Origin of the sequence: Pseudomonas fluorescens (assembly GCF_000968015.1) — a bacterium.
Taxonomy (GTDB): Bacteria; Pseudomonadota; Gammaproteobacteria; order Pseudomonadales; family Pseudomonadaceae; genus Aquipseudomonas; species Aquipseudomonas fluorescens_W.
Map to the genome: position 1 here is coordinate 43,307 of NZ_LACH01000062.1, position 24,407 is coordinate 67,713.

Annotated in this window: 25 protein-coding genes and 1 pseudogene; 12 read left to right on the plus strand and 14 right to left on the minus strand. The window is 59.1% G+C overall.

Annotated features, from left to right (window positions below):
• Positions 1-47 precede the first annotated feature (47 nt).
• The 3 genes and pseudogenes from VD17_RS25635 to VD17_RS25645 all read left to right on the plus strand — a co-directional run bounded on the left by VD17_RS25635 (position 48) and on the right by VD17_RS25645 (position 2,741).
• Positions 48-1,016 carry an ABC transporter substrate-binding protein gene (locus VD17_RS25635; RefSeq protein WP_046056257.1) on the plus strand — a complete coding sequence of 323 codons (969 nt, stop codon included), beginning with the start codon at positions 48-50 and terminating at the stop codon, positions 1,014-1,016.
• 130 nt (positions 1,017-1,146) lie between these two features.
• Positions 1,147-2,264: pseudogene (locus VD17_RS25640) on the plus strand (S-(hydroxymethyl)glutathione dehydrogenase/class III alcohol dehydrogenase).
• 93 nt (positions 2,265-2,357) lie between these two features.
• Positions 2,358-2,741, plus strand: coding sequence for a VOC family protein (locus VD17_RS25645; RefSeq protein ID WP_046056258.1), 384 nt, complete (start codon positions 2,358-2,360; stop codon positions 2,739-2,741).
• Positions 2,742-2,916: 175 nt separating this feature from the next.
• Here VD17_RS25645 and VD17_RS25650 read toward each other — a convergent pair whose 3' ends face one another.
• The 3 genes from VD17_RS25650 to VD17_RS25660 all read right to left on the minus strand — a co-directional run bounded on the left by VD17_RS25650 (position 2,917) and on the right by VD17_RS25660 (position 4,837).
• Positions 2,917-3,315: a DUF488 domain-containing protein gene (locus tag VD17_RS25650; protein WP_046056259.1), complete on the minus strand. Its 399-nt coding sequence runs from the start codon at positions 3,313-3,315 to the stop codon at positions 2,917-2,919.
• 131 nt (positions 3,316-3,446) lie between these two features.
• The gene (gene pcsA, locus VD17_RS25655) at positions 3,447-4,163 is read right to left on the minus strand and encodes a phosphatidylcholine synthase (protein ID WP_008155506.1); all 717 of its coding nucleotides are present in this window, start codon (positions 4,161-4,163) and stop codon (positions 3,447-3,449) included.
• A 248-nt stretch (positions 4,164-4,411) separates the two neighbouring features.
• Complete coding sequence (locus VD17_RS25660) at positions 4,412-4,837, minus strand: GNAT family N-acetyltransferase (protein WP_046056260.1); 426 nt, start codon at positions 4,835-4,837, stop codon at positions 4,412-4,414.
• A gap of 171 nt (positions 4,838-5,008) precedes the next feature.
• Here VD17_RS25660 and VD17_RS25665 point away from each other — a divergent pair, with 171 nt between their 5' ends.
• Together VD17_RS25665 and VD17_RS25670 are read left to right on the plus strand one after the other, a co-directional pair.
• Entirely contained in the window at positions 5,009-5,734 is a 726-nt protein-coding gene (locus VD17_RS25665) for a tellurite resistance TerB family protein (protein WP_046056261.1), read from the plus strand.
• 278 nt (positions 5,735-6,012) lie between these two features.
• On the plus strand, positions 6,013-6,456 hold the full coding sequence (locus VD17_RS25670) for a hypothetical protein (protein ID WP_046056262.1): 444 nt from the start codon (positions 6,013-6,015) through the stop codon (positions 6,454-6,456).
• A 67-nt stretch (positions 6,457-6,523) separates the two neighbouring features.
• Here VD17_RS25670 and VD17_RS25675 read toward each other — a convergent pair whose 3' ends face one another.
• Positions 6,524-6,967 carry a cupin domain-containing protein gene (locus tag VD17_RS25675; protein WP_046056263.1) on the minus strand — a complete coding sequence of 148 codons (444 nt, stop codon included), beginning with the start codon at positions 6,965-6,967 and terminating at the stop codon, positions 6,524-6,526.
• 194 nt (positions 6,968-7,161) lie between these two features.
• Between VD17_RS25675 and VD17_RS25680 the strand changes: the two genes are divergently transcribed.
• Genes VD17_RS25680 through ligD form a run of 3 tightly spaced genes read left to right on the plus strand, consistent with a single transcriptional unit; the run spans position 7,162 to position 12,138 of the window.
• Positions 7,162-8,547 (plus strand): iron-containing redox enzyme family protein, encoded by a 1,386-nt coding sequence (locus VD17_RS25680; protein WP_046056264.1) that lies wholly within the window; start codon positions 7,162-7,164, stop codon positions 8,545-8,547.
• A 10-nt stretch (positions 8,548-8,557) separates the two neighbouring features.
• Positions 8,558-9,550, plus strand: a complete 993-nt coding sequence (locus VD17_RS25685; protein WP_046056265.1) for a methyltransferase — start codon at positions 8,558-8,560, stop codon at positions 9,548-9,550.
• Positions 9,547-12,138 (plus strand): DNA ligase D, encoded by a 2,592-nt coding sequence (gene ligD / locus VD17_RS25690; protein WP_046056266.1) that lies wholly within the window; start codon positions 9,547-9,549, stop codon positions 12,136-12,138. Before VD17_RS25685 ends, ligD begins: the two co-directional genes overlap by 4 nt.
• Before the next feature lie 127 nt (positions 12,139-12,265).
• Here ligD and VD17_RS25695 read toward each other — a convergent pair whose 3' ends face one another.
• From VD17_RS25695 to VD17_RS25715, 5 genes are all read right to left on the minus strand, one after another.
• The gene (locus VD17_RS25695) at positions 12,266-12,940 is read right to left on the minus strand and encodes a DUF3313 domain-containing protein (RefSeq protein WP_046056267.1); all 675 of its coding nucleotides are present in this window, start codon (positions 12,938-12,940) and stop codon (positions 12,266-12,268) included.
• A 47-nt stretch (positions 12,941-12,987) separates the two neighbouring features.
• A complete protein-coding gene (locus VD17_RS25700; RefSeq protein ID WP_046056268.1) occupies positions 12,988-14,256 on the minus strand; it encodes an OmpP1/FadL family transporter in 1,269 nt (422 codons plus the stop codon).
• A gap of 69 nt (positions 14,257-14,325) precedes the next feature.
• Entirely contained in the window at positions 14,326-15,942 is a 1,617-nt protein-coding gene (locus VD17_RS25705) for an arylsulfatase (protein WP_046056269.1), read from the minus strand.
• Positions 15,943-16,230: 288 nt separating this feature from the next.
• Positions 16,231-16,512 (minus strand): DUF3303 domain-containing protein, encoded by a 282-nt coding sequence (locus VD17_RS25710; RefSeq protein WP_046056270.1) that lies wholly within the window; start codon positions 16,510-16,512, stop codon positions 16,231-16,233.
• Between the two features lie 240 nt (positions 16,513-16,752).
• Positions 16,753-17,154 (minus strand): hypothetical protein, encoded by a 402-nt coding sequence (locus VD17_RS25715; protein ID WP_046056271.1) that lies wholly within the window; start codon positions 17,152-17,154, stop codon positions 16,753-16,755.
• Between the two features lie 194 nt (positions 17,155-17,348).
• On the opposite strand from VD17_RS25715, the gene VD17_RS25720 reads away from it, so the two are divergent.
• The 3 genes from VD17_RS25720 (at position 17,349) to VD17_RS25730 (ending at position 18,735) form a co-directional block, all read left to right on the plus strand.
• Complete coding sequence (locus VD17_RS25720) at positions 17,349-17,741, plus strand: GFA family protein (protein WP_046056272.1); 393 nt, start codon at positions 17,349-17,351, stop codon at positions 17,739-17,741.
• A 33-nt stretch (positions 17,742-17,774) separates the two neighbouring features.
• Positions 17,775-18,233, plus strand: a complete 459-nt coding sequence (locus VD17_RS25725; RefSeq protein ID WP_046056285.1) for a metallophosphoesterase family protein — start codon at positions 17,775-17,777, stop codon at positions 18,231-18,233.
• A gap of 121 nt (positions 18,234-18,354) precedes the next feature.
• Positions 18,355-18,735, plus strand: coding sequence for a RidA family protein (locus VD17_RS25730; protein ID WP_033058768.1), 381 nt, complete (start codon positions 18,355-18,357; stop codon positions 18,733-18,735).
• Between the two features lie 81 nt (positions 18,736-18,816).
• Here the strand turns inward: VD17_RS25730 and VD17_RS25735 are convergent, their stop codons facing one another.
• Both VD17_RS25735 and VD17_RS25740 read right to left on the minus strand, forming a co-directional pair.
• Entirely contained in the window at positions 18,817-20,382 is a 1,566-nt protein-coding gene (locus VD17_RS25735; protein WP_046056273.1) for an aldehyde dehydrogenase (NADP(+)), read from the minus strand.
• Between the two features lie 4 nt (positions 20,383-20,386).
• Positions 20,387-21,016 (minus strand): isochorismatase family cysteine hydrolase, encoded by a 630-nt coding sequence (locus tag VD17_RS25740; protein WP_046056274.1) that lies wholly within the window; start codon positions 21,014-21,016, stop codon positions 20,387-20,389.
• Between the two features lie 100 nt (positions 21,017-21,116).
• Here VD17_RS25740 and VD17_RS25745 point away from each other — a divergent pair, with 100 nt between their 5' ends.
• Entirely contained in the window at positions 21,117-21,626 is a 510-nt protein-coding gene (locus VD17_RS25745) for a winged helix-turn-helix transcriptional regulator (protein WP_046056275.1), read from the plus strand.
• Here the strand turns inward: VD17_RS25745 and lipA are convergent.
• The 3 genes from lipA to VD17_RS33210 all read right to left on the minus strand — a co-directional run.
• Positions 21,601-22,617 (minus strand): lipoyl synthase, encoded by a 1,017-nt coding sequence (gene lipA / locus VD17_RS25750; protein ID WP_046056276.1) that lies wholly within the window; start codon positions 22,615-22,617, stop codon positions 21,601-21,603. The two genes, VD17_RS25745 and lipA, sit on opposite strands and share 26 nt — an antisense overlap.
• 212 nt (positions 22,618-22,829) lie before the next feature.
• Positions 22,830-24,086 (minus strand): serine hydroxymethyltransferase, encoded by a 1,257-nt coding sequence (gene glyA / locus VD17_RS25755; protein ID WP_046056277.1) that lies wholly within the window; start codon positions 24,084-24,086, stop codon positions 22,830-22,832.
• A 182-nt stretch (positions 24,087-24,268) separates the two neighbouring features.
• Positions 24,269-24,407, minus strand: a 139-nt coding sequence (locus tag VD17_RS33210; protein WP_185753221.1) for a hypothetical protein, incomplete at its 5' end; no start/stop codon positions are given.

The window sequence follows — 24,407 nt, forward strand, 5'->3', positions numbered from 1 at the left end:
GCAAGCAAGAGCTCCCTGCCCCCCATAATGTTTCGGAGCGTCTGATCATGAAATACAAGAAGAACTTGCTGGCCTCGTTACTCACCCTCGGCTTACTCGTCGGTAGCGCTTCAAGTCAGGCTTCAGGGTGGTGTGAGTCAGGCAAATCGGTGAAATTTGCCGGTCTGAATTGGGAGAGCGGGATGCTCCTCACCGACATCATGATGATTGTTCTCAAGGATGGTTACGGTTGCGCAACCGACCAGTTGGTGGGTAACACCATCATTCTGGAGACCGCCCTGGCCAGCAACGACATTCAAGTATTTGGCGAAGAGTGGATGGAACGTAGTGAAGTCTGGAAGAAAGCCGCGGCCGCTGGAAAGGTCATTGCAGTTGGCTCACCGATCATCGGTGCAGTCCAGGGCTGGTACGTGCCGCGCTATGTGGTTGAGGGGGACGCTAAACGCAATAAACCCGCTCGCGCTCCAGACCTCAGGTCGGTTGCCGACCTGAGCAAATACCCAGATGTTTTTCGAGACTCGGAGGAGCCTTCCAAAGGACGTTTCTACAATTGTCCTGCGGGGTGGATTTGTGAACAGGACAATACCGAGATGTTGAAAGAGTACGGTCTTGAAAGCACCTACACCAACTTCCGCCCGGGGACCGGCGCTGCACTGGATGCGGCTGTGCTGTCCAGCTATAAGCGCGGTGAACCTGTGCTGTTCTACTACTGGTCACCGACGCCGCTGATGGGGCAGATCGATGCGATAAGACTGGAAGAGAAACCGGGGGTCGACAAAAACGTCATCACTAAAGTCGGACTCTCCAAAGCTTTTCATGAGCAGGCGCCAGAACTGGTTGCGGTTCTGGAGAAGGTCAACATTCCCATCGATCTGTTGAATCAGAACCTGGCGAGGATGACCAAGGAACGCATCGAGTCCCCCAAACTGGCCAGGATTTTCCTCAAGGAACACCCGGAAGTGTGGCACGCCTGGGTCAGTGAAACCGTCGCGAAAAAAATCGACGCATCGCTCTAATCGGCAAAGGGGCAAGGACGCCTGCCCTGTGTAACGTCCCTCAGCTTCATCTGCGTAAACACAACCTCAGTACCGATTTTTCTTGTTTCTACAAAGAGGCGGCGCCTCTTTGCGCCCGGGAATTATGAATATGATCAAATCACGAGCTGCCGTAGCTTTTGCAGCCAACCAACCCCTGCAAATTGTCGAAGTCGATGTGGCTGCACCACAAGCCGGGGAGGTGCTGGTACGCATCATCGCAACCGGTGTCTGCCATACCGATGCGTTTACCCTGTCCGGCGCTGATCCTGAAGGCCTCTTTCCGGTGATTCTGGGTCACGAAGGCGGCGGTATCGTCGAGGCAATCGGCGAGGGTGTCACTTCAGTGGTGGTGGGCGATCACGTGATCCCGCTTTACACCCCGGAATGCGGGGAGTGCAAATTCTGCATATCCGGCAAGACCAACCTCTGCCAGAAAATTCGCGCGACCCAAGGCAAAGGCCTGATGCCAGATGGCACCAGCCGTTTTTCCTACAAGGGCCAACCGATATTTCACTACATGGGCACTTCGACCTTCTCCGAGTACACGGTACTGCCAGAAATCTCGCTGGCCAAAATCTCGAAGGAGCTCCGCTAGAGAAGGTTTGCCTGCTCGGTTGCGGTGTCACGACCGGTATTGGCGCGGTGCTCAACACGGCCAAGGTGGAGGAGGGCGCCAGCGTGGCCATTTTCGGCCTGGGTGGCATCGGCCTGGCAGCCATTATCGGCGCCACCATGGCCAAGGCGGGTCGAATAATCGCGATCGATATCAACCCGGCCAAGTTCGACATCGCCAGGCAATTGGGCGCCACCGACTTCATCAATCCGAAGGATTACGACAAGCCGATCCAGGACGTGATTGTCGAACTGACCGAAGGTGGTGTGGATTACTCCTTCGAATGCATCGGCAACGTCAACCTGATGCGAGCGGCCCTCGAGTGCTGCCATAAGGGCTGGGGCGAGTCGGTCATTATCGGGGTCGCCGGTGCGGGCCAGGAAATCAGTACCCGACCGTTCCAGCTGGTGACCGGTCGTGTTTGGCGCGGTTCGGCTTTTGGCGGTGTGAAAGGTCGCAGCGAACTGCCCAGCTATGTCGAGAAGTCTCAACAGGGTGAAATCCCGTTGGACACCTTTATCACCCACACCTTGGGGTTGGAGGACATCAACAAGGCCTTTGACCTGATGCACGAAGGCAAGAGCATTCGCACCGTTGTTCATTTCGATCGCTGACTCAGCCGGCTTGGCGATGGCCGCCGGGGCGAGTCTCGCCCTGACGAAACTGCAATACCCACCCACCACGTTTCTACCAAAGAGAACATCACAATGAGCATCTTCACGCACGTCACCGTCGGTACCAACGATCTGCAAAAAGCCCGCAGCTTTTACGACAATGTGCTCGGAGCACTAGGCCAGAAGCGTATCGCTGACCTGGATGACAATGGCTCGATCTGGGGGCAGAACGCCCCGTCCTTCTTCGTGCTGAAACCGGCCAACGGCGCTCCTGCCAGCGTGGGCAACGGCGTCACTGTCAGCTTTGAAGCACCGGATCGAGCCGCCATTGACGCGTTCCACGCCGCCGCTCTGGCCAGCGGCGGAACTGACGAAGGTGCGCCGGGGCCACGAGGCTGGGCCCCTAATGCTTATGCCGCTTACGCCCGAGACCTGGACGGTAACAAGCTGGCCGCGTACTGCTTCAAGCCCGCTTAAGCTTCAGGCACGGCATCAACCGGGCGCGTCATTTATCCTCATGACCAGGTGAATCTCCCGTAGTGTCGTCGTCACTTTCGACAGCCTGTTGGTGAACATGCCTATTGTTCGCGCAACAGGCTGGTTGTGGCGACTACACGCTTATCGATGCTTGCGACGAAGACCTGGCGTTGGCTCAACAAAGCGCGGATGTGAGCTGCGCACCTCGCGCCTTTAACAACTCCCGCAACACCGACCGATGGCAATGCGCTTCATCTTCGCAATAACAGCCAATGGCCAGTGACGTTTGGTGGGACAACGCCGCCAACAAATCGAGCAGTTGGCTGGGCGCCGGCTGGTTCATTTCGGTCTTGAACTTGCGCTTGAACACTTCCCACGCCTTGGCGTCTTCTGCCGCTTTGGCTTCTGCGATCAGTTCTACACTGGGAGACAGCAGCGGCTGCCACACGTCATAAAAATCACGGCTGGCAAACTCGGCTTTCGGCACGCCACGCGGCGGGCGACGTACCGTGCCCAGGCGCAGGCCTTCATTGGCAGTACGCGGTGAACCGAGGCGCACGATATGGATGGGCATGGTCGATGTGTTTCCCTCAAACCTGGAAGAAAGTCCTGGGGCTTTGTCTTTTCTTCCATTGAACAACCGCAGAGACGGCGGATATGACCGACTTCATGCAGGAGAAGCCGGCCACTCTCGACATTCCTTTATCACCGCGAGTTTTCGAACCACTCCAACGCCGTGCGCCAGATGCAGATCCCCAGGAAGTAAGCCGACATCAGCAGCCAAAGCCCCATCACCAGCGGGTTGATCACCGGATGGTTGACCACCAGCGACAAGCTGCACAGCAGCCAGATGGCCGTTACGGCGATGTTGATCGGCATGAACTTGCGCACGCGGAACGGGTGGAGGAACTTCATACGGGTCACGGTCAACAGCGCCAGGCCAATGATGGTGAGAAGAGTGATCCACGGCGACGGGGCGATGATGTACAGGCACAGGGCGACCACGTTCCAGGCGGCGGGGAAGCCCTGGAAGTAGTTGTCTTTGCTCTTCATGTTGACGTTGCAGAAGCAAAACAGCGACGAGACCAGAATCAGCGACACGGACAGCAGCAGCGTGTAGTCCGGCAAGGGGATGTAACGATAAATGAACAGCGCGGGGATAAACACGTACGTCAGGTAGTCGATGACCAGATCGAGGATCGAGCCATCGAAACTTGGCAGTACCGACTGGACATTGACCTTGCGTGCCAACGCACCGTCCAGCCCATCGACGATCAGGGCGACGCCCAGCCACAGCAGGCAGTTTGTGGCCTGGTTTTCCAGCAGGGCGAGGGTCGCGAGGAAGGCAGTGACCACGCCGGTGGCGGTAAAACCATGGGCGCCCCATGCTTTGAGCCTGGCGATGTGTAGAGTGGATATCACGGGGGCGTTCTCCGGAAAGTGAAGCAAGCCTGTTATCACCCCTTCAATTGGGGGTGTCGGCAAACCAAGTCAGGTTGCATGTATCGACCGGGTATCCGGGGATAAGGTTCACCATCTGTAAATCTTAGCTGGGCCGCACAAAAATACCCCGGATAAATCCGCAGGTATTAAATGAAACATCGGCGCAGGGCGATAGCTTTTATTCAAGCGCGGTAATCGGCGGATTGATCGAGGACAGAGAGGCTTATTCACAGCGCCTTGCTCATGAACACCCGACTCGTGCCTGGCGGGTCGCAGGGCACTTCGCCGAAGCGCTGCCAGCCGTGCTTTTCATAGAACTGCGGGGCCTGGAAACTGAGGGTATAGAGCACCGCCGAGCGGCAACCGCGACGACGGCCTTCGTCCTCGTACGCGTTGAGCAGTCGAGAGCCGAGCCCGGAGCCGCGCAGTGACTCGGGCAAGTAGAAAAGATCGAGAAACAGCAGACCGAGCGACGTACGCCCGGTAATACCGCCCAGCACCTGATGGGTATCCGGATCGCGGACCGTGACCGCCAGCGACTGGCGGTCGTTGATGCCGGTCATCTGATCATTGAAGGCACTCAGCCCGGCGCTGAGTACGTGCTCGACTTCAGGTTCGATGATGTCGCTGACGACAATCAGGTGGCGGTCCATGTGTTCGTTGATCCTCTGGGCATAGGGTTTGCGAGGGTAGAACACTCGCAGCCGATGGTCATCAGGGTCAAGCGCAATAAGGGTTTCACGTCAGCCAAACGGTGGTGGCGCATTTGCCCGCGAGGACTATCGTTGCCTGACTGGATCACTCCCATCGATGAGGACATCGTCATGAACACCAGCGATCTGCTCGAGCAATTACTAAGGGCCGGCCAAGGCTCAATGTCGCAACAGGGTGGCGGTGTCGCGTCAGCCCAAGGTGGTCTCGGCGGTCTCGGTGGATTGCTCGGCGGCCTGTTGGGCGGTGGTGCCGGGTCAAGCGCCGGGGGCGGTGGCCTGGGTGGTTTGCTCGGTGGTCTGCTGGGCGGTGGCTCAAGCATGGGCGGTTCGACCCAGACCCGTTCGGGTGGCGGCACCAATTACGCGGCGCTGGCTTCGCTCGGAATGATGGCATTCCAGGCCTATCAAGCCTGGCAACGCAGCCAGGCCTCGGCGCCGCAACAGGCACCGCGCACTGTCGACCTGTTGTCCGGCCCGGAAGTCGAGGACCACAGCCATGCGATTCTTCGTGCATTGATTGCGGCAGCGAAGGCCGATGGTCGGATTGATGACGCCGAGAAGCAGATGATCAGCGCCGAAATCGGCCGCCACACGGATGACCCGGAGCTCCAGCAATGGCTGGATGACGAAGTCGCGCGGCCGCTGGACGCCGCCGATGTGGCGCAGTCGGCCACGGATTCCGGCATGGCGGCGGAAATGTACCTGGCCAGTGTGATGCTGGTGGACGATCAGCAGGACGCCGAACGCCGCTATCTGGATGAACTGGCTGCGGCGCTGAACATCGATCCAGAGCTGCAAGTGCATCTGGAGCAGCAGGCCAAAGGTGGCGTGGCTTGATGATGCTGGTCAGTTAAGGGTGTGAACACCGCAACCTCTGTGGGAGCGAGCTTGCTCGCGATTAGGCCGGTACATTCAATATTGATGTCGCCTGACACTCCGCCATCGTCGGAACGCCGCCCGGAGCAAGCTCGCTCCCACAGGTTTTGCGTTTTTTTATCTGCTCAGCGTGATCGATTACTGCGACCGAGCATCGGAAAAATCCCGGGTTTTCCCCTGTCGGCTAAAATTTATCGGGGGATTACTTCAACGCGTCCTTTCCAAGCGGGAGTTTCACGATGAAAATCGTATCTTCGCTGACGTTAGTGGTTGCGGTCGGGTGGATCCTTGGGTGCTCCACAGTACCTGACCCTCAAGTCATCAACGTTCCCTTGAACGCTACTTCCACAAATGCCGGGAGTATCGCCCAGACGACCATGATGCCCAGTGGCAGTGCGACCGTGTTCTGGTTTGCCGTCAAGGGCAAGACCATGGGCAGCGTATTACCAGGTCGTTTGGAGGCCTACATCTATCCGGGAAGTTGTGCGAGCCTGGGTTCGCAACCAGCCTTTGACCTTAACGACGGCCCTAATGCGAGGTTCTATTCGCCGTCATCGCTCCAGTATTTCTACAAAAGCGCACCTGTAGCCGTCGATACGCTTCGAACGGGCGGCTATGCATTGGTTGTGCGTGAAAATCCGGCTGATGGAAATCAGAATGCTTTCTGCGGGAATCTGAGCTGAAAACAGCCGATCTTGCCCTCGTTTCTACGCGGAGTCTGGAAACGAGGGTACTGGTCTCTACCGGGTATCAGGCGTTTTTCGGCACCAGAAACGTTACGCCGAAGCGCTCGGCGATTGCCAGTATCCGCGGCAAATCCTGCGGCACTTTGAGCTGATCCACCGCGGCAAAGAACTGACCCCCACGTGGATCAGATACCACGCCGATCATCTTTGCCGTCGGGCTGATGTTCTTGTAAGCATGAATAGTCCCACCGGGGATATGCACATAACCGCCGGGGGAAACGGTGGTGACCTTACCCGCAACCGTCACTTCCACCTGCCCGTCAATGACATAGAACGCTTCGTCCCAAGGGTGAAAGTGCAGGGGAGGCCCGCCGCCTAGGACGCCTTCCTGGATATGCATTTCAAAAGGCTTGCTCAGATCCCCGCCCGCCAGAATGGTGATGGCCTCACCCACGACATTGACCGGGTCGGGGGTTTTTTCGGGCTCGATGACATGAACCGTTCGCATGATTGCTCTCCGAAGGGTGTGTCCACACTCGCTGAGTATATTCACTTGATCTGGCGTCGCGTGCCGCGCCACTTGCCCGTCTGTCCGGGCGATTTCAACGCCGATGGAATTTTCTTCCGGGGGTGTCGCTCTGCTGATGTAGAGACGTGCTGATTCAGCGTCCTGCCACTGGCCTCAGACCGAGAGACGACCCCATGACTGCCCTGACACGACTTGAAGCCCAGCCGGCTCACGAACGCACGATCCTGACCACCGGCAGCATCAAAACTATCTACGAACAGTTATTGCTGAGCGACGATATCGAACACCAGCGCGCACTCGGTAAAACCTTTCTCGAGGCTCAACTTGCGCAGGCAACGGACCTGCCCGAGGAGATGCCGCGAGACCTGTCGGCGCTGCAAACCTTTGTCGAACAGCATTGCGCCGACGTGGCTCGCCAATACGCCGATTACCTGCAACAGCGCAAGGACGGCGGGCCGCGGCAGTTCTTCACCAACAAGGCGCACGCCTTGTTTTTCCTGCAAGCCGTTGCCCCGACCAAACTGGTGGACGGTGCGTGGCTGTATGGCCTGCTGCGGCACTGGCATGACCCGCGTTTCGAAGGCCTGATTTGCACCTATCTGGAAGAGCTGGGCGACGGCTACCCCGCGCAAAATCATGTGGTGATCTACCGCAAGCTGCTGGCCGAACATGGCTTGCTGGACAACGCGTTCATCCCGGATGAGCGTTACTTGCAAGGCGCGGTGCAATTGGCGCTGGGTTACTGCAGCGACGATTTTTTGCCGGAAGTGATCGGCTATAACCTCGGTTATGAACAGCTGCCGCTGCATTTGCTGATCAGCGCCTATGAACTCAGCGAGCTGGGCATCGATCCGTATTACTTCACCCTGCACGTGACCATCGACAATGCCAGCACCGGCCACGCGCAAAAGGCCGTGCAATCGGTGCTGCAATTGTTGCCGGTGGAAGGCGACCGTGAAGGCTTTCTGCGCAGGGTGGCGTTGGGTTATCGGCTCAACGATCTGGGGCAGGGCAGTCGCGCGATCATCGAATCGTTCGACCTGTACGGCGAGTTGCTGAACATGCTTGAACGCAAGCGCCCGTTTGGTCAGCACATGCATTCTGACTATTGCCGGTTTGAAGGCAAGACCGTCAATCAATGGCTGTCATCGCCGGAGCAGTTGCCTGGCTTTCTCAGCGCCATGGAAACCAAGGGCTGGATCAAGCGTCACCAGGACCCGCAAGTCAGCCGTTTCTGGCAATTGATCGAGGGTGACGGCGCGGCCATGTTCGGGGTGTTCAGCCCTTACGAAAAACAACTGCTGCACGACTGGATTGCCGGGGACTGGAGGCCTGAGCGAGCGCCGGCAGCGGTTCGACGTGGTAGCAGTGCCGCGACCGAACCACCCGTGCCCGTCAATGACCCGGATATCCAAAGCCTGCACGCTACACTTAAAGGGCTTGCCGCCGACGAGCAAATGCAGGTCTTGATTCCGTGGCTGTCTGCCCATCGGCACGCCCACCCCGCAGGCCTGATGGCCACGCGACGGTTCATCGAACTCAAATCCGGTTTTCGATAGGGAGCCCTCCATGAATCAGGAAGAACAACTCAGTGCCGCCGATCTGGCCTTGTTGCAACTGGGACGCCGCTTGCAGGCTGACGGTTACCGTTTCATCACGCCCACGCCGCTGACCCATCAGCGGGTCAATGATCGCGTCTTCGGGCAAAGCGCCCGGACCCTGCGCGAAGTATTCGGCTGGTCGCGGCCGTTCGAGCCCGGACTGTTGTCGGTGGATGAGCAGCGGCAGTTGCAGCAGGCGGGCGTCCTCGAGGAATGCAATGGTCGACTGAAAAGTCATGTGCGCTGGTCAAGCCTCGATGACCTGTTGTTCGTGCATTCGGGTTACCCCACTGATGCTGCTGACGCGGTGTTCTTCGGACCCGACACTTATCGTTTTGCACAACTGATTCACGCCCATCTGCAACAGAGCTTTGCGCCGATCAGACGCGCCGTGGACATTGGTTGCGGCGCTGGCGTCGGAGCGATTGTGATTGCCCGCGCGCGCCGTGAGGCCGAAGTGCTGGCCGTCGACATCAACCCGTTGGCGTTACGTATGACGGCGGTCAACGTCGCGCTCGCCGAGGTGGCCAACGTCAGCATCGAGGCCAGCGATGTGCTGCAGGACCTCGACGGCCACTTCGACTTGATCGTCGCCAATCCGCCCTACATGGCCGACCCGGCCGAGCGTGCTTACCGGCATGGCGGCGGGGCGCTGGGGGCGCAATTGTCGTTGCGCATTGTCGAGCAAGCCCTGCATCGGTTGGCCCCCGGAGGGTCCCTGGTGCTGTACACCGGCGTGGCGATGATCGATGGTCTCGACCCGTTTCTGGATGCGGTGACTCCGTATCTGGAATCGCCGATGTTAGGCTGGACTTACCGCGAGCTCGACCCCGATGTGTTCGGTGAAGAACTGTTGACCCCTGGCTATCAGCGGGTGGAACGCATTGCCGTCGTCGCCCTGACTGTCACGCGTATCGGGCCAGGCATCGGGGGCACCGTCACGTCAGCCGCTGCGCCATGACCAGGAGCCTGGACGATTACAATCGCATGCGCGATTTCTCGGCGACCGCTGAACCGGCCGCCGGTAAACGTTCGGGCAAAAAAACCGCGAAAGACCATGCCTTGCAGTTCTGCATCCAGAAGCACGACGCCTCGCGCCTGCATTACGATTTTCGCCTGGAGCTCGACGGCGCACTGAAAAGCTGGGCGGTGCCCAAAGGTCCGTCACTGGACCCCAAGGTCAAGCGCCTGGCGGTGCACGTCGAAGACCATCCGATTGATTACGCCACCTTCGAGGGAAGCATTCCCGAAGGGCATTACGGTGCCGGCGAGGTGATTGTCTGGGACCGGGGGGTGTGGATTCCTCAGGACGACCCGGCCGAGGCCTACGCCAAGGGCAAGCTTAAATTCGAGCTGAAAGGCGAGAAACTCGGCGGCCTGTGGAACCTGGTGCGCACGCACATGCCGGGCAAGCAGGAGCAGTGGTTTCTGATCAAGCATCAGGACGGCGCGGCCAAACCCGAAAGCGATTACGACGTGGTCGCCGCCGAGCCCGACAGCGTGCTCAGTAACCGGACCATCGTGGCCAAAAAGCCGAAGACCGCTGCCAATCCAAAAGCCATCAAAAAACCGGCCGCCCCGGCGCGCAAGGAAAAGTCGGCGTCATTGACGGGCGCCCGCAAAGCCAAATTGCCGGAGCTGCTCAAACCAGAACTGGCGACGCTGGTCGAAAAAGCCCCGGGCGGCGAGTGGAGCTATGAGATCAAGTTCGATGGCTATCGGATCATGGCGCGCATCGATCACGACGAAGTCAAACTGTTCACCCGCAACGGTCACGACTGGACCCACAAACTGCCCCGGCAAGCCGAGGCGTTGGCGGCACTGGGTCTCGAATCCGCCTGGCTCGACGGGGAAATGGTGGTCGCCGACGAGCAGGGCGTGCCGGACTTTCAGGCCTTGCAAAACGCCTTCGACTCGGGCCGCAGCGGCAACATCGTCTACTACCTGTTCGACATGCCTTACCTCAACGGCGTGGACCTGCGCGAGGTGCCGGTCGAGGAGCGAAGGGTTGCGCTGTCGACCGTGCTCAACCCTAACAAAGACCCGCTGTTGCGCTTCTCTGATGCCTTTAGTGAAGAACCGGAAGCCCTGCTTAACAGCGCCTGCCAAATGCAGATGGAAGGGCTGATCGGCAAGCGTCTGGGCTCGCCTTACGTGTCGCGGCGCAGCAGCGACTGGATCAAGCTCAAGTGCAAGCATCGGCAGGAATTTGTGGTCGTCGGTTTCACTGACCCGAAAGGCTCGCGCAATGCCTTCGGTGCGCTGCTGCTGGGGTTGCATGACCGCGACAGCGGTGAGTTGCGTTACGCGGGCAAGGTCGGCACCGGGTTCAACGAGACGACGCTCAAGCGTATTTACGAGCAACTGAAACCGCTGCAAACCAAAAAGGTTTCGGTGGTCAATCCGCCGAGCGGTTTTGACGCCAAGGGTGTGCACTGGCTCAAGCCCACGCTGCTGGCTGAGGTCGCTTTTGCCGAAATGACCAAAGAAGGTTCAGTCCGTCATGCAGTGTTCCATGGCCTGCGTGACGACAAACCTGCCGACGACATTACCGAGGAGCGTCCGAAAGCCGTGAAGACTTCAGCCGCGAAAAAAACCACTGCCGAAAAACCTTCCACCCCTGCCAACAAGAAAGCAGCGCCCGCACCCTCACAAATCGGCCTGGGCGAGGGCAAGGTCCGAATCACTCACCCGGACCGGGTGATCGACGCCAGCAGCGGTACCACCAAAGTGCAACTGGCGGAGTATTACGCCAGCGTCGCCGAATGGATTTTGCCCGAACTCAAGGACCGACCCGTGGCGCTGGTGCGCGCACCGGACGGCATCAACGGCGAACTGTTTTTCCAGAAGAACGCCGAGCGCCTGGCCATTCCGGGGATCACCACCCTGGACAAGGCACTCACCGGCCAACCGGTGATGATCATCGACAACGCCGAAGCCCTGGTCGGCGCCGTGCAGATGAGCACTGTCGAGTTGCACACCTGGAACGCCACCTCGGACAACCTCGACAAACCCGACCGCTTCGTCCTCGACCTCGACCCGGACCCGGCGCTGCCCTGGAAAAGCATGGTCGAGGCGACTCAGCTGACCCTATCGGTACTCGATGAACTGGGGCTCAAGGCGTTCCTCAAGACCAGCGGCGGCAAAGGGATTCACCTGGTGGTGCCACTGACCCGCAAGCTGGGTTGGGATGAGGTGAAAGACTTCAGCCACGCGATCGTCAGCCACATGGCCAAGTTGTTGCCGGAGCGTTTTTCCGCCGTGTCGGGACCGAAGAACCGGGTCGGGCGGATCTTCATCGATTACCTGCGCAACGGTCTCGGCGCCACGACGATCTGCGCCTACGCCGTGCGCACCCGTGAAGGGCTGCCGGTGTCGGTACCGATCTTTCGCGAAGAGGTGGGCGAGCTCAAGGGTGGCAATCAGTGGAACGTGCACACTGTGCATGAACGCCTGGCCGAAGTCGGTGACGAACCTTGGAGGGATTTGAAGAAAACCCGGCAGTCGATCACCGCCGAAATGCGACGGCGGGTCGGGATGAAAAAGTAGTGGTTAGGGTGAACACGGTCGGTGTAGGAGCTGGCGAAGCCTGCGATCCTGGCGACGGTTGTTACACCGACAACATCAAGATCAAAAGATCGCAGCCTGCGGCAGCTCCTACCGGGAGGGGGTGGTGTTACTTGATGAACGCCTGCATATCGGTGGTCAGTTTATCGATCGCCGCTTTGAAATCTTTGGCGGTAACCTTCTGGCTCTCGTTCGAAAGCTGGGTGCCGAACACCTTGCGCACCACTTTGGCCACCGTCTGATTGGTTTTCGCGTCGATGAACTCGGCTTCGATGAACAGGGTAGTGTCCTGGTCCCGGTGACCGGTCGCTGCCTGTGTCGCCCCGACCACGGCGGCGACCGGAACCACTTCATACCACTTCATGCCTGCGTTTTCGGCACTCACCCCGGTGATGGCTGCGCGCATGATCAGGAGTTTTGAGCCTTTCGGGGCCGAGCCAGCGCTGGAGACCACGCGGTATTTCTGCCCCAGCGTACTTTTGGCTTTGCTGGTCATGTAGCTCTGAATGTCGCTGAGCGTCTGCTGGTTCACCCGCTCATTGGGCTTGGGCGCCGGGTAGAGCTCCAGTTTGTTGAAAGCCACCGTGTCGTACGCATTCGGGTTCCATGACGGGCTCACCCAGCGCATCGCTGTTCCGCCGCTGGGGGTGGTCACTTCTTGCAGGTTGTTATAGCTGGACAGGTAGCCGGAATATTGCTCTTTCTCCGTCACCTTCGAAGTGCAACCGCCGAGCAGCAGGCCGGCCATTGCAGCGCCAACGAACAATTTGCGGGACAGATTCATAGTGGTGTGTGCTCCATGGATTAAGTCGTTTTTTCGGTAGCAGGGCATCAGAATCGCCAGGTCATGTTTCCGGTCACGGCTTGAATCCAGGCATTGTCGAACTGACCTGATATTCGATTACCGGACGTTGATTTGGTCTGGTCGACCGGCATGTCACCGAGCCAGACCATCGCCCAACTGACGTTGACGTCGGTGTCCTTGTTCAGAGCATAGGTGGCTCCTGTCGCAATGCGCCAGGATTCGGCCATTGGCACCGTTACAGTGCGATCACTGTCCGAGACGGCGCTGCTGTCGTAAGCCACTCCGAAGTTCCACAACCATTGTGGCGTGGCCTGGTATTGCGCGCCGAGCGCCAGTTGCCAGGTGTCTTTGTAGTTGGCATCAATCGTGGTCGATCGGGCATCGACCGCTGTAGTGTCGACCTGGACCCCGACCTCGCCGAACTCTGACCAGTCCTGCCAATTGACCGAGGCGAGCAAGGCCCACTGCCGGTCGAGTTGCTGGAACAGGCTCAGGGTGACGGTTTGTGGCACGGTTACGTCGAGTTGGGTGTTCAGGCCATTCAATCGATCCAGCGCCGGGCCATTGCCTTTGACGTCTAGCCCGTCCTCAAACTGCAGGTCGACCTTGCTGGTGTAAGCCAGGCCAATGCGCGTGCCGGCTTGCGGAGCGTAGATCACCCCCACATTCGCGCCAAAACCCCAATCCTTGTCTTTGTACTTGAACTGGCCGTCGCTGCGGTCGGTAAGGCCGAACGGCGAGCGGTCAATCGCGGTGTCGGATTGCAACATGCCATACATGGCTTTCACGCCAACGCCCACCGACCATTGCTCGTTAAAGCGATAAGCCACGCTGGGTACAAAAGATAAACCGCCGAGGCTGGCGTTCTGCGCGAAATAGCGCCCGGACCAGTCGTTGTCGTAATTCTCTGCCAACCCGAAGTCAGCATACTGGCCGAAGCCAACGCTCCAGTGGTCATCGAGTTGATGGCTGATAAAGAAACTACCGCCGGGAATGGGGTCGAGGGCGTTGCCACTGCCGCTACCCGGGACGTTGGTGTCGTCGTCGCGATTGAACTTGAGGTTGCCGTAGAGCACTTGCAAGCCGCCGGTGATTTGCGTGCCTGGCAGGTAACTCATGCCCGCCGGGTTACTGGCGATGGTCGAGGGACCTTGAGCGCGGGCCGCAGCACCGGCGTTGGCCAGGCCGGCGTTATCAGTGCCGATTTCGTAGAGCATGAGACCGCCGGCATACGCTTGCTGACAGCACAACGCAAGCAAGGTGAAGGCGGGCAGGGTGGATGTTTTTATCTGCATTGGGTTACCTCAGCAAATGTCCTTCCCGAACGCGGGTGGCCAGCGTTGGCCACCCGTTGACTCGACTGTTTACTTGGCCATTTCCGCCCGAGCGGCTGCGATCTTGGCTTTGACGGAATCGAGGTTGAAGCTCGCGCCTTTTTGCATCGGCGGGAATTCAATCGCGGTTTCAGCCAGCTTGGCGACCTGCTGCTGGACGAACACGAACCGCCAGAACTGGAATTTGAACCAGTCGAAGTACTGCTGGGACCCTTGCGCTGACTGGTTTTCCGGCCAGCCCATACGTTCGAACGGGTCGAGACGAAGGTTGGTCAGGATCGGTACATCGACCGCCAATTTGGCGCCCATCCAGCCACCTGGTTGTTCAATGAAACGGTATTTGTAGTCATCGATCCGTACCGCACCGAGCGAACTCTCGCCAAAGTAGAAGATTTCATGCCGGTTCGACGGACCTTTGCCGGTGATCATCGGCGTCTGGTCGTAGCCGTCCAGATGCACCTTGTACGTGGTATCGCCCAATTGTTTGCCCTTGAGCAGTTCGGCAGTGATGTTCGGATTTCCGGCTGCCGCGACCAGGGTCGGGAACCAGTCCATACCGGACATGATGCCGTTTGCCACCGTATTGACCGGTACTTTGCCCGGCCAGCGAATGATCGCCGGTACGCGGAAACCACCTTCCATCACTGTGCCCTTGCCCATGGCAAACGGGGTGGTGCCGCCATCCGGCCAGGTGAAGTTTTCCGCGCCGTTGTCGGTGGTGAAAATCACGATGGTGTTGTCATCCATGCCGTCTTTTTTCAGCTTGGCCATCAGGTCGCCGACGATATCGTCGAGCTGTGCCATGCCTGCTTCCTGTTCTGACCAGCCATTTTGCGCATTGCGCATGGCCTCATACTTGTCGGAGAGGTGCGTGACGATGTGCATGCGGGTGGGGTTGAGCCAGAGGAAGAATGGTTTATTGTCCTGCTTGGCCTTGTCCACAAAGGCGAATGCCTTGTCACGAATCTCTTCGTCGATGGTTTTCATCCGCTCCGGATACAGCGTGCCGGCGTCTTCGATTTTCTGTTTGCCGACCTTGCCCCAGCGCGGCATCACGGTCGCGTCGTCAGTCGTCGTGGCCCAGCTGTGAACCATGTTGCGTGGGCCGACGGTGGGCAGAAGATCTTGTGGATAGTTGGGGTGCGCCGGGTCTTCCATGGCGTCGAGGTGGTAGAGATAGCCGAAGAACTCGTCGAAACCATGCACGGTCGGCAGGAACTGATTCAAGTCGCCCAAGTGATTTTTGCCGAACTGGCCGGTGGCGTAGCCCATGGACTTGAGTGTGGTGGCGATGGTGACGGCTTCGGCGGGAATACCAACGGGAGAACCGGCCTGACCGACAGTGGTCATCCCGGTACGGATCGGCAGTTCGCCGGTAATGAAGTTGGCCCGCCCGGCGGTGCAACTGGCTTCGGCGTAGTAGTCGGTGAAACGCATGCCTTCAGCCGCGAGCTGGTCGAGGTTGGGTGTTCGACCGGCCATCATGCCCTGGTTGTAGACACCGATGTTGGACCAGCCAATATCGTCACCCATGATGACAACAATGTTGGGGACTGTTTTGTCGGCTGCTTGAGTGATGCCGGGGACAACCATTGCAGATAGAAGTAAGGGGACGGCGAACACCGAGGATAGTTTTGTCCGGTTCATATCGAGCTCCTGCGCACTTGCGTTGGTACTCTGAGACGAGCCCCCGACCGCCCAGGAAATTTTGGATCCCCCGCGAAGAGCGTAGGTAAGAATTGTGAAATTTCCAGTCATTTGTTTTTCGGCCGAAGGCCTTGTTTCATGGGCTTTACAGTTTGTTGTGGATTCGGATGATTACTGACATCTCAATCAGATGAAGTCCTCAGTCCGTGCCGGAACCGGCCATATGGGATGTGATATTAGAAGTGCGGGAGGGCATGGAGCGGCGAGCGTGGCTCGCCGCTCCAACGACTATTGCTTGCCGACAGCGGCCGCCAGCAGCGGCGCTATCTGTTCATCAGTCAGTGCTGCCTGGACCTCCATGGTCATGAGGTCGCTCCATTCCAGCACCCACTTCTGAATGGCTGCCGGATCACTGGCCTCTGCCACGCCAAAACCGGATGCACCACCGACGGCGTGCCAGCGTCCCAGCATTTTGACGCCAGTGGGTGGAGCCCCCCCAGTCTTGAGGAAGCGCTCGATCGCACTGTTACGATTTGCCGAACTGATAGACCAACTGACTATGAATAACATTGGCCACCTCCTGCTACGGATTGGCACCTGTTGCTCTTCGCGCACCTGGCTGGTGCCGGGACCACGATCACGCTTGAGTGTCCAGCTTCATCCCTGACTGGCTTGAAACCATTGCTCCCATGAGAAGGCATAGCAGCGGGCCAGACTCTGCGTATGACCGCTGATCCTGTTTCGTTGCTTTTGTACAGGGTCGTGGATGACGTGTGTTTCACCAACGAAACAAGGTTCATCAGGCTGATTTCACGCGTCGCGCAACAGGTCGTTGGCGTTGAGCAGTTCGTAGGCAATTTCCGGGCGCTTCTCCAGTGCGCGGCGAATCGCGGCCGGGATCGACTGTCGGGTTTTGCGGCATAGCCCCGGTTGTTCGCCAAGGTTAATACCGATACCGCGCATGGTGCGTACTTCATTGAAACTGGGGACGATGTCCACGCGGATGCCCAACTGCTCATACATCCGCCGTTGCAGACGTTCGAGGTCACTCAGGCTTTGGAGGTTTTCCAGGCGTTCGACCAGGCGCTTTTCTTCCGAACGGGTCAGAAACAGAATGCGCACGTCCGCCCCCGGTGTTTCCAGCAGTGGGTCACGCCCGCAGTCGCAGGCGCCGGGCGGGCAGGGTTGGCGGATCGGAGGCGTGGTGGTCATGGGGTTCAATCATAGAGTGCTCCAATCGGGTTTGCCCATAGGGATTCTTGCCCTTCTGGCGAACGGATCACGCCGGGTCTAGGCTGAAGAGTCCGCAGTATCAGGGCAGCGATATGACTTATGTCGTGGTTAATGCGCCTTGAGTCGGGAGGGTGGATCACATTCCGACCGCTTGATTTTAGAGGAGACGCAGCATGGAGCGATTCACGGGTGGTTGCCTGTGCGGCAACGTCCGACTTGAAGCGTCGGGACTCCCATACCGAGTCGGCCTTTGTCACTGCCTCGACTGCCGCAAGCATCATGGGGCGCTTTTTCATGCTTGCGCGATATTCCCTCAGAGTGCAGTGACGATCGAAGGCGAAACACGCGACTACGCAGGGCGGTTTTTCTGTCCCCGCTGTGGCTCGTCCGTTTTTTCGCGCACCGACGACGAAATCGAAGTGAACCTGGGATCCCTGGATGCCCCTGACCAATTGATGCCAACCTACGAAAGCTGGATCGTGCGTCGCGAGGCCTGGTTGCCGCCGTTTCCGCTCACGAGACGATACGAGCGCGATCGTGACGTCACGGGTCGCTTTGAGGAGTAGGTGGCGATGCCTGAACCTGATCTGGAGCGCTGCATGAAAGTGGGCGTGATTTCCGATACCCATGGCTTGCTCCGCGCCGAAGCCCTTGCTGCACTGCAGGGGTGTGAACGGATTATTCACGCGGGCGACATCGGCAACCCCGAAATCCTCGATCAACTGGCATCAATAGCCCCGCTGCACGTGGTCCGCGGGAACAATGATCTGGATGCCCCTTGGGCAGAAAATATCGCCGACTGCCTCTGTTTCGACCTGAACGGATGGCAGACCTTGCTGGTACATGACAGTGCCGATGTCCCTGCCGTGCTTGATCCAGGCATAAAGCTGGTGATCACCGGCCACTCGCACAAGCCACGCATAGAATGGCGCGGCGAACAGCTCTACCTCAATCCCGGCAGCGCGGGACGCCGGCGCTTCAAGCTGCCGGTGACACTGGCTCTGCTTGAGGTGCTTGAGACCTCAATTGAGCCGCGTCTGATCTCGCTAGTGGAATGACCTTTCCCAGGTTTTTAGTTTTTACTGTGAGCAGGGCCTTGCCAAACCGGGCGTTCCACACTGAGTTTTCCAGCCGCTATATACTCGACGGCCCCTTTACCCCCTCAAGCAAGAGATCCCCATGGCAAACCACGACATCACCTTCCTCCCCGACCCCGATCCGGAATCCATCTCCTCGGATGTCGCCGGTTTTGGCGGCCTGTTGGTCTCCACTCAAATCCCCACCCGCGCCGACGGCAGCCTGGAACTGGGCGACATCACTCTGCAAAGCGAATGCACCCTGCAGGCACTCAAGGTTGCATTGGAGCACGCCGGCAGTTCCATGGACCGGGTTCTGCATCTGACCATCTACCTCACCGACATGGCCGACCGCGCCGCCTTCAACGAGGTCTACCAGCGCTTCTTCGCCAAGCCCTGGCCGGTTCGGGCCGCTGTTGGCGTGGCCTCCCTGGCAGTTGAAGGCATGCGCGTGGAAGTCACCGCGATGGCGGCCAAGGGCTGAGTCCGCGGGCTTGACCGGCGGCCTCGTTCAACGAGCGGGCTCCACCGGGCGGGTTGGCAACGACGGCGTCAAGGATGGCTTTTATGGGCCGTCTACCAGGCGAGGCAGCCCCAAGGGATTAACCTCGCGTAATGGCTCAGGCAATAGCGCGTCCGGAAAACCCTGGTAAGACACCGGGCGCAAAAAGCGTTCAATCGACGTCATGCCAACCGAGGTGAAGCGGCTGTCCGAGGTTGCCGGAAACGGTCCACCGTGGATGGTGGCGAAAGACACCTCCTGTGGATGCGCGAAGGCGTTGACAACGATTCGCCCGGTGCGCCGCTCCAGAACCGGCAACAAGCGATGAGCCAGTGGCATATCGCGCTCATCAAGCTGCATGGCGGCGCTGAGCTGGCCCTTGAGCGCGCGAGCGACAGCGAGCAGTTCATCCTCATCCTTGACGTTCACCAGCAGTGCTGACGGACCGAATACTTCTTGCGCAAGTACCGTCTCGGTCAGGAAATGTCGGCCGTCGACCTCATGCAACATCGACTGGCCCTCAAAATCAGCGTTGGATAGCGAGCCCTCGGCGACGCGGTTTGCACCAAGGCTCTCCATTGCGGCGAGGCCGCTCAAGTAGGACGCATGAATCCCCGGCGTCAGCATCGTGCGCGCCGATGTTTCGGTGACACGCTTGACCATGGCGGCGAGCATTGCTTCAAAACCAGCCCCTTTGATGGCGAAGAGGAGGGCCGGTCTGAGGCAGGCTTGCCCCACATTGACCAGCATGCGCTCGATAAAGCCATCACCGATTTGCGCTCCACGCGCAGCCAGCGCATGGGGCAGGATGAACGTGGGGTTGACGCTGGTCATCTCGGTGAACACGGGAATGGGATCGGGGCGTTGCTGCGCACGGCGGTACAGCGCCATGCCGCCACCCTCCGAGCCGGTGAACGTCACGGCCTTGATCAACGGATGATCGACCAAGGCTTCGCCGATCGTGTTGCCACCGCCACGTACCATCGAGAAAACACCCTCAGGCAGTCCGTTCTCTTGCACCGCCTTGCGGATGGCACGGGCCTGAATTTCTGATGCGCCTGGGTGAGCGTTATGCGCCTTCACAATAACGGTCGCGCCGGCCGCCAATGCTGAAGCGGTATCGCCACCGGCGACCGAATATGAAATGGGAAAGTTGCTCGCACCGAAAATAGCCACCGGGCCGATCGCCATTTTCTGAAGTCGATGATCCATGCGTGGGCGAGGCTGACGATGAGGCTGTGCCGGATCGATGGCCAACTGGAGGAAGCGTCCTTTGCGTACGACATCCGCGAATTGGCGAAACTGGGTCGCGGCTTTTGCCGCTTCGCCCTCAAGCTGAGCCTCAGGCAAACCCGTTTCGAGCGCGGCCCGTGCGGCAAGCTCATGGCGGACAGCGTCGAGATTGTCGGCAATGCTTTCCAGGAACGCAGCGCGCTCGGCGAGTGAGGTATGGCTGTAACGGTCGAATGCTTCGTCGGCGAGCGTCGCCGCCTGGTCGACTTCCGCCACGCCACCGAATGCGAAATCCGGTTCGATCAACTGGTTGGTTGCGGGGTTGAGCGCCTTCATCGTCCCTTCAGTGGCCGGGACTTCGTTTGCACCAATGATGAGGTTTCCAGTCAATTTCATTGTGTCACCCCTGCTGTGCCAAGGAGGCGATCAGCTCGTCCGTCGCCACAATGGCGTGGGCGAACGTGGGACCGTTGAGTTCATGCGCGGCATGCATCATTTCCGGTTTGAAGGCAGCGGTCGCATCGCGCACCAGTGTGACGTGGTAACCGAGTTCCACGGCGTAGCGCGCTGTTGCCTCGATGCAGGTATTGGCCAGCAGGCCAACGATGATCACGTGCGTGATGCCTTTCTGCTTGAGGCGAAAATCAAGGTCGGTATTGGCAAAGCCGCTCGAGCCCCAATGCTCCTGAACGACGATGTCGCCGTCCTTTGGCGCGAAATCGGGGTGCCAATCGCCGCCCCATTCCCCGCGTGCGAAGTGATGCATGTGCATGACCTTGCATTGGGTGGGACTTGGATGATCCCAGCCTTCGTAGTCGCCTTGCTCCCAACGGCGATGCGGAACGATGACCACCGGAATATCGAGTGCACGGACGGTACGGTCGAGGGCGCGCAGGTTGTCGAGCAGGCCGACTTGCTCGGCAATCGGCTCGATAAAGGGGTAGACCTTTCCGCCTTCCGACAGGAAATCATTGTAAGGATCGACCAGCAGATACGCGGTTCTGTTGAGGGGATAAACGGCTTTGGACATGGCGATTTTCTCCAGGGATTTTGGATGACTCGTACCGTGGGCTTGTCTTGTTACGCTGTTGATATGATAATCATAGCAACTGTAGAAGAGGCAAGTCCTTATGTCGGTAAATACAAGTGCTGCTCAAACCCTGTGCCCGATTTCGCGGGCTGAGGCGGTCGTGGGGGACCGCTGGACCGTGCTGGTCCTGCGTGAGTTGTTCATGGGCAGCCATCGATTCGACGAGATCCAGGCGCAGACCGGAGGAACCCCGCAAATGATCGCGTCGCGCCTGAAAAACATGGAGGCTGATGGACTCCTCGCACGCCGTCCTTACAACGAGCGGCCGCCACGCTACGAATATCACCTCACCCCGAAAGGGCAGGCCTTTTATTCTGTGGTGCTTGCACTGCGCGCGTGGGGAGAAACCTGGTGCAAGTCGCCGGAGGAGGGGTTGGCAGTCGTTTATACGCACAAAACCTGTGGCCAACCCGCCGGACTTGGGCCGCTTTGCGAGCATTGCGGCGAACTCTTGCGCCGTGAAGAGCTGATCAGCGAGCCGAGCGCCGCCTACATCGAAGAACGCAACGCACGGCGTGAGGCTTTCAAAGGGAAGCGAATCCAGCAGTAAGGAGGGAGTCCACAGTGTTCGTTGCTCCCTGAGCTTGTTGGTCCGCATGGTAGGACGAGCGCACCAGCGGACCGGAGGCAACGTTCTTGAAGCCCATCCGCGTACCTTCTTCAGCGAACCAGGCGAACACGTCCGGGTGGACGAAACGCTGGACCGGCAAGTGGCTGCGAGACGGTTGCAGGTACTGGCCGAGGGTGAGCATGTCGACATCGTGTTCACGCATGCGCTGCATGACTTCGATGACTTCCTCGTCGGTCTCGCCAAGGCCCAGCATCAGGCCTGATTTGGTGGGGACACGCGGGACCATTAGCTTGAATTTCTGCAGCAGATCCAGCGACCACTCGAAATCCGAGCCCGGCCGCGCGGCTTTGTACAGGCGCGGGACGGTCTCCAGATTATGGTTGAACACATCGGGTGGCTCAGTGGCCGTGATCGCCAGGGCAACGTCCATGCGGCCACGGTAATCAGGCACCAGGGTTTCCAGTTGCACGCCCGGCGACAGCTTGCGGATTTCGCGCAGGCAATCGACGAAATGCTGGGCGCCGCCGTCGCGCAAGTCGTCGCGGTCCACCGAGGTGATCACTACGTACTTCAGGTGCAGGTCGGCGATGGCCACCGCGAGGTTCAGCGGCTCTTCGGCGTCCAGCGGTTTCGGCCGGCCGTGGCCGACATCGCAGAACGGGCAACGGCGGGTGCAGATGTCACCCATGATCATGAAAGTCGCCGTGCCACCGGAAAAACACTCGCCGAGGTTCGGGCAGGAGGCTTCCTCACAGACGCTGTGCAGCTTGTGTTTGCGCAGCAGTTGTTTGATCCGGTCGACCTCGGGGGAGATTGGAATGCGTACGCGAATCCAGCCGGGTTTGCGTGGGAACTCATCGGTCGGGATGATCTTCACCGGAATTCGCGCGACCTTTTCTGCACCGCGCAGTTTGACTCCGACTTCGATTTTTACCGGGACTTTGCCGGGTGCTTCCACAACAGTGCTCATGTATTTTTTCCTTTTATGCGAGCAGAAGAGAACGGCCCCTGTAGCAGCTGTCGAGCCTGCGAGGCTGCGTTCGGCTGCGCAGCAGTCGTGAAACCTAAGTGCGAGGTTTTACTGATACACCGCATCGCCTGATTTCACGACTGCTGCGCAGCCGAACGCAGCCTCGCAGGCTCGACAGCTGCTACAGGGGTAAATAGCCTTCCTGCTACGGATCAGTCGCGGTAGACCGGGAAATCGCTGCACATTGCAGCGGCTTGCCGGGCGACGTGGGCCTCGACATCGGCATCGCCGAGGTGATCGAGAATGTCGCAGATCCAGCCCGCCAGCTCGATGCTCTGGGCTTCCTTGAAACCACGGCTGGTGATCGCCGGCGTGCCGATGCGCAGGCCGGAGGTCACGAACGGCGATTGCGGATCGTTCGGTACGGCGTTCTTGTTCACGGTGATACCGGCACGACCGAGGGCTGCGTCGGCGTCTTTGCCGGTCAGGCCCTGACGAATCAGGCTGACCAGGAACAGGTGGTTGTCGGTACCGCCCGACACGACGTCGTAGCCTCGATCAATGAAGACTTTTGCCATCGCCTGGGCGTTGTGGATCACTTGCGCCTGATAGGTCTTGAAGGCGGGCTCCAGCGCTTCTTTGAAGCACACAGCCTTGGCCGCGATCACGTGCATCAACGGGCCGCCCTGACCGCCGGGGAACACCGCGGCGTTGAGTTTTTTCTCCAGTTCCGGATTGGCCTTGGCCAGGATCAAGCCACCGCGCGGACCGCGCAGAGTTTTGTGGGTTGTCGTGGTGACAACATCGGCAAAGGGAATCGGGTTCGGGTACAGACCGGTCGCTACCAGCCCGGCAACGTGGGCCATATCGACAAACAGGTAAGCGCCGACCTTGTCGGCAATCGCCCGGAAACGTGGGAAGTCCAGGGTCTTCGAGTAAGCGGAGAAGCCGGCGATGATCATTTTCGGCTGGTGCTCGACGGCCAGGCGTTCGACTTCGTCGTAATCGATCAGCCCGGTCGCGGTGTCGATCCCGTACTGGACGGCGTTATACAACTTGCCGGAAAAACTCACTTTGGCGCCGTGGGTCAGGTGGCCGCCGTGGGCCAGGCTCATGCCCAGCACGGTGTCGCCGGCCTGCAGCAACGCCAGATAGACCGCAGCGTTGGCCTGGCTGCCGGAGTGCGGCTGGACGTTGGCGTAATCGGCGCCGAACAGCTGTTTGGCGCGGTCGATGGCCAATTGTTCGACCACATCGACGTGTTCGCAGCCGCCGTAATAGCGCTTGCCCGGATAGCCTTCGGCGTACTTGTTGGTCAGGCCGCTGCCTTGCGCCTCCATCACCCGTTGGCTGGTGTAGTTTTCCGAAGCGATCAGCTCGATGTGGTGTTCTTGCCGTGCGTCTTCGGCGTTCATCGCTGCCAGCAGTTCGTCGTCGTAGCCTTTGATCTGATCGTGCTTGCTGAACATGGTGGAGTCCTCTGTTGTTCTTGGAAGGTATGACGTGCACCTGTAGGAGCTGTCGAGTGAAACGAGGCTGCGATCTTTTGATCTTGGTTTCTGAAAAATCAAAAGATCGCAGCCTCGTTTCACTCGACAGCTCCTACAGGGTTATGTGGTGGATTGAGTTGGGCGAATTAACCGTCTTGTTATTAGGCGTCCTGATAGTCCGCAATCGACGGGCAGGCGCAGATCAGGTTGCGATCGCCGAACACGTTGTCGACGCGACCGACGGGTGGCCAGTATTTGGCATCGATCAAGGTTTCGAGTGGATACACCGCTTGCTCACGG

Coding starts and splice junctions, on each gene's coding strand:
- VD17_RS25675 (WP_046056263.1), bottom strand. CDS start 6,967: ATGCGAACGGTTCATGTCATCGAGCCCGAAAAAACCCCCGACCCGGTC.
- VD17_RS25660 (WP_046056260.1), bottom strand. CDS start 4,837: ATGGACCGCCACCTGATTGTCGTCAGCGACATCATCGAACCTGAAGTC.
- VD17_RS25740 (WP_046056274.1), bottom strand. CDS start 21,016: ATGTCCAAAGCCGTTTATCCCCTCAACAGAACCGCGTATCTGCTGGTC.
- VD17_RS25650 (WP_046056259.1), bottom strand. CDS start 3,315: ATGCCCATCCATATCGTGCGCCTCGGTTCACCGCGTACTGCCAATGAA.
- VD17_RS25730 (WP_033058768.1), top strand. CDS start 18,355: ATGGCAAACCACGACATCACCTTCCTCCCCGACCCCGATCCGGAATCC.
- VD17_RS25705 (WP_046056269.1), bottom strand. CDS start 15,942: ATGAACCGGACAAAACTATCCTCGGTGTTCGCCGTCCCCTTACTTCTA.
- VD17_RS25735 (WP_046056273.1), bottom strand. CDS start 20,382: ATGAAATTGACTGGAAACCTCATCATTGGTGCAAACGAAGTCCCGGCC.
- lipA (WP_046056276.1), bottom strand. CDS start 22,617: ATGAGCACTGTTGTGGAAGCACCCGGCAAAGTCCCGGTAAAAATCGAA.
- VD17_RS25685 (WP_046056265.1), top strand. CDS start 8,558: ATGAATCAGGAAGAACAACTCAGTGCCGCCGATCTGGCCTTGTTGCAA.
- VD17_RS25635 (WP_046056257.1), top strand. CDS start 48: ATGAAATACAAGAAGAACTTGCTGGCCTCGTTACTCACCCTCGGCTTA.
- VD17_RS25695 (WP_046056267.1), bottom strand. CDS start 12,940: ATGAATCTGTCCCGCAAATTGTTCGTTGGCGCTGCAATGGCCGGCCTG.
- VD17_RS25710 (WP_046056270.1), bottom strand. CDS start 16,512: ATGTTATTCATAGTCAGTTGGTCTATCAGTTCGGCAAATCGTAACAGT.
- VD17_RS25670 (WP_046056262.1), top strand. CDS start 6,013: ATGAAAATCGTATCTTCGCTGACGTTAGTGGTTGCGGTCGGGTGGATC.
- VD17_RS25715 (WP_046056271.1), bottom strand. CDS start 17,154: ATGACCACCACGCCTCCGATCCGCCAACCCTGCCCGCCCGGCGCCTGC.
- ligD (WP_046056266.1), top strand. CDS start 9,547: ATGACCAGGAGCCTGGACGATTACAATCGCATGCGCGATTTCTCGGCG.
- VD17_RS25700 (WP_046056268.1), bottom strand. CDS start 14,256: ATGCAGATAAAAACATCCACCCTGCCCGCCTTCACCTTGCTTGCGTTG.
- VD17_RS25745 (WP_046056275.1), top strand. CDS start 21,117: ATGTCGGTAAATACAAGTGCTGCTCAAACCCTGTGCCCGATTTCGCGG.
- VD17_RS25725 (WP_046056285.1), top strand. CDS start 17,775: ATGAAAGTGGGCGTGATTTCCGATACCCATGGCTTGCTCCGCGCCGAA.
- VD17_RS25645 (WP_046056258.1), top strand. CDS start 2,358: ATGAGCATCTTCACGCACGTCACCGTCGGTACCAACGATCTGCAAAAA.
- VD17_RS25720 (WP_046056272.1), top strand. CDS start 17,349: ATGGAGCGATTCACGGGTGGTTGCCTGTGCGGCAACGTCCGACTTGAA.
- glyA (WP_046056277.1), bottom strand. CDS start 24,086: ATGTTCAGCAAGCACGATCAGATCAAAGGCTACGACGACGAACTGCTG.
- VD17_RS25665 (WP_046056261.1), top strand. CDS start 5,009: ATGAACACCAGCGATCTGCTCGAGCAATTACTAAGGGCCGGCCAAGGC.
- VD17_RS25680 (WP_046056264.1), top strand. CDS start 7,162: ATGACTGCCCTGACACGACTTGAAGCCCAGCCGGCTCACGAACGCACG.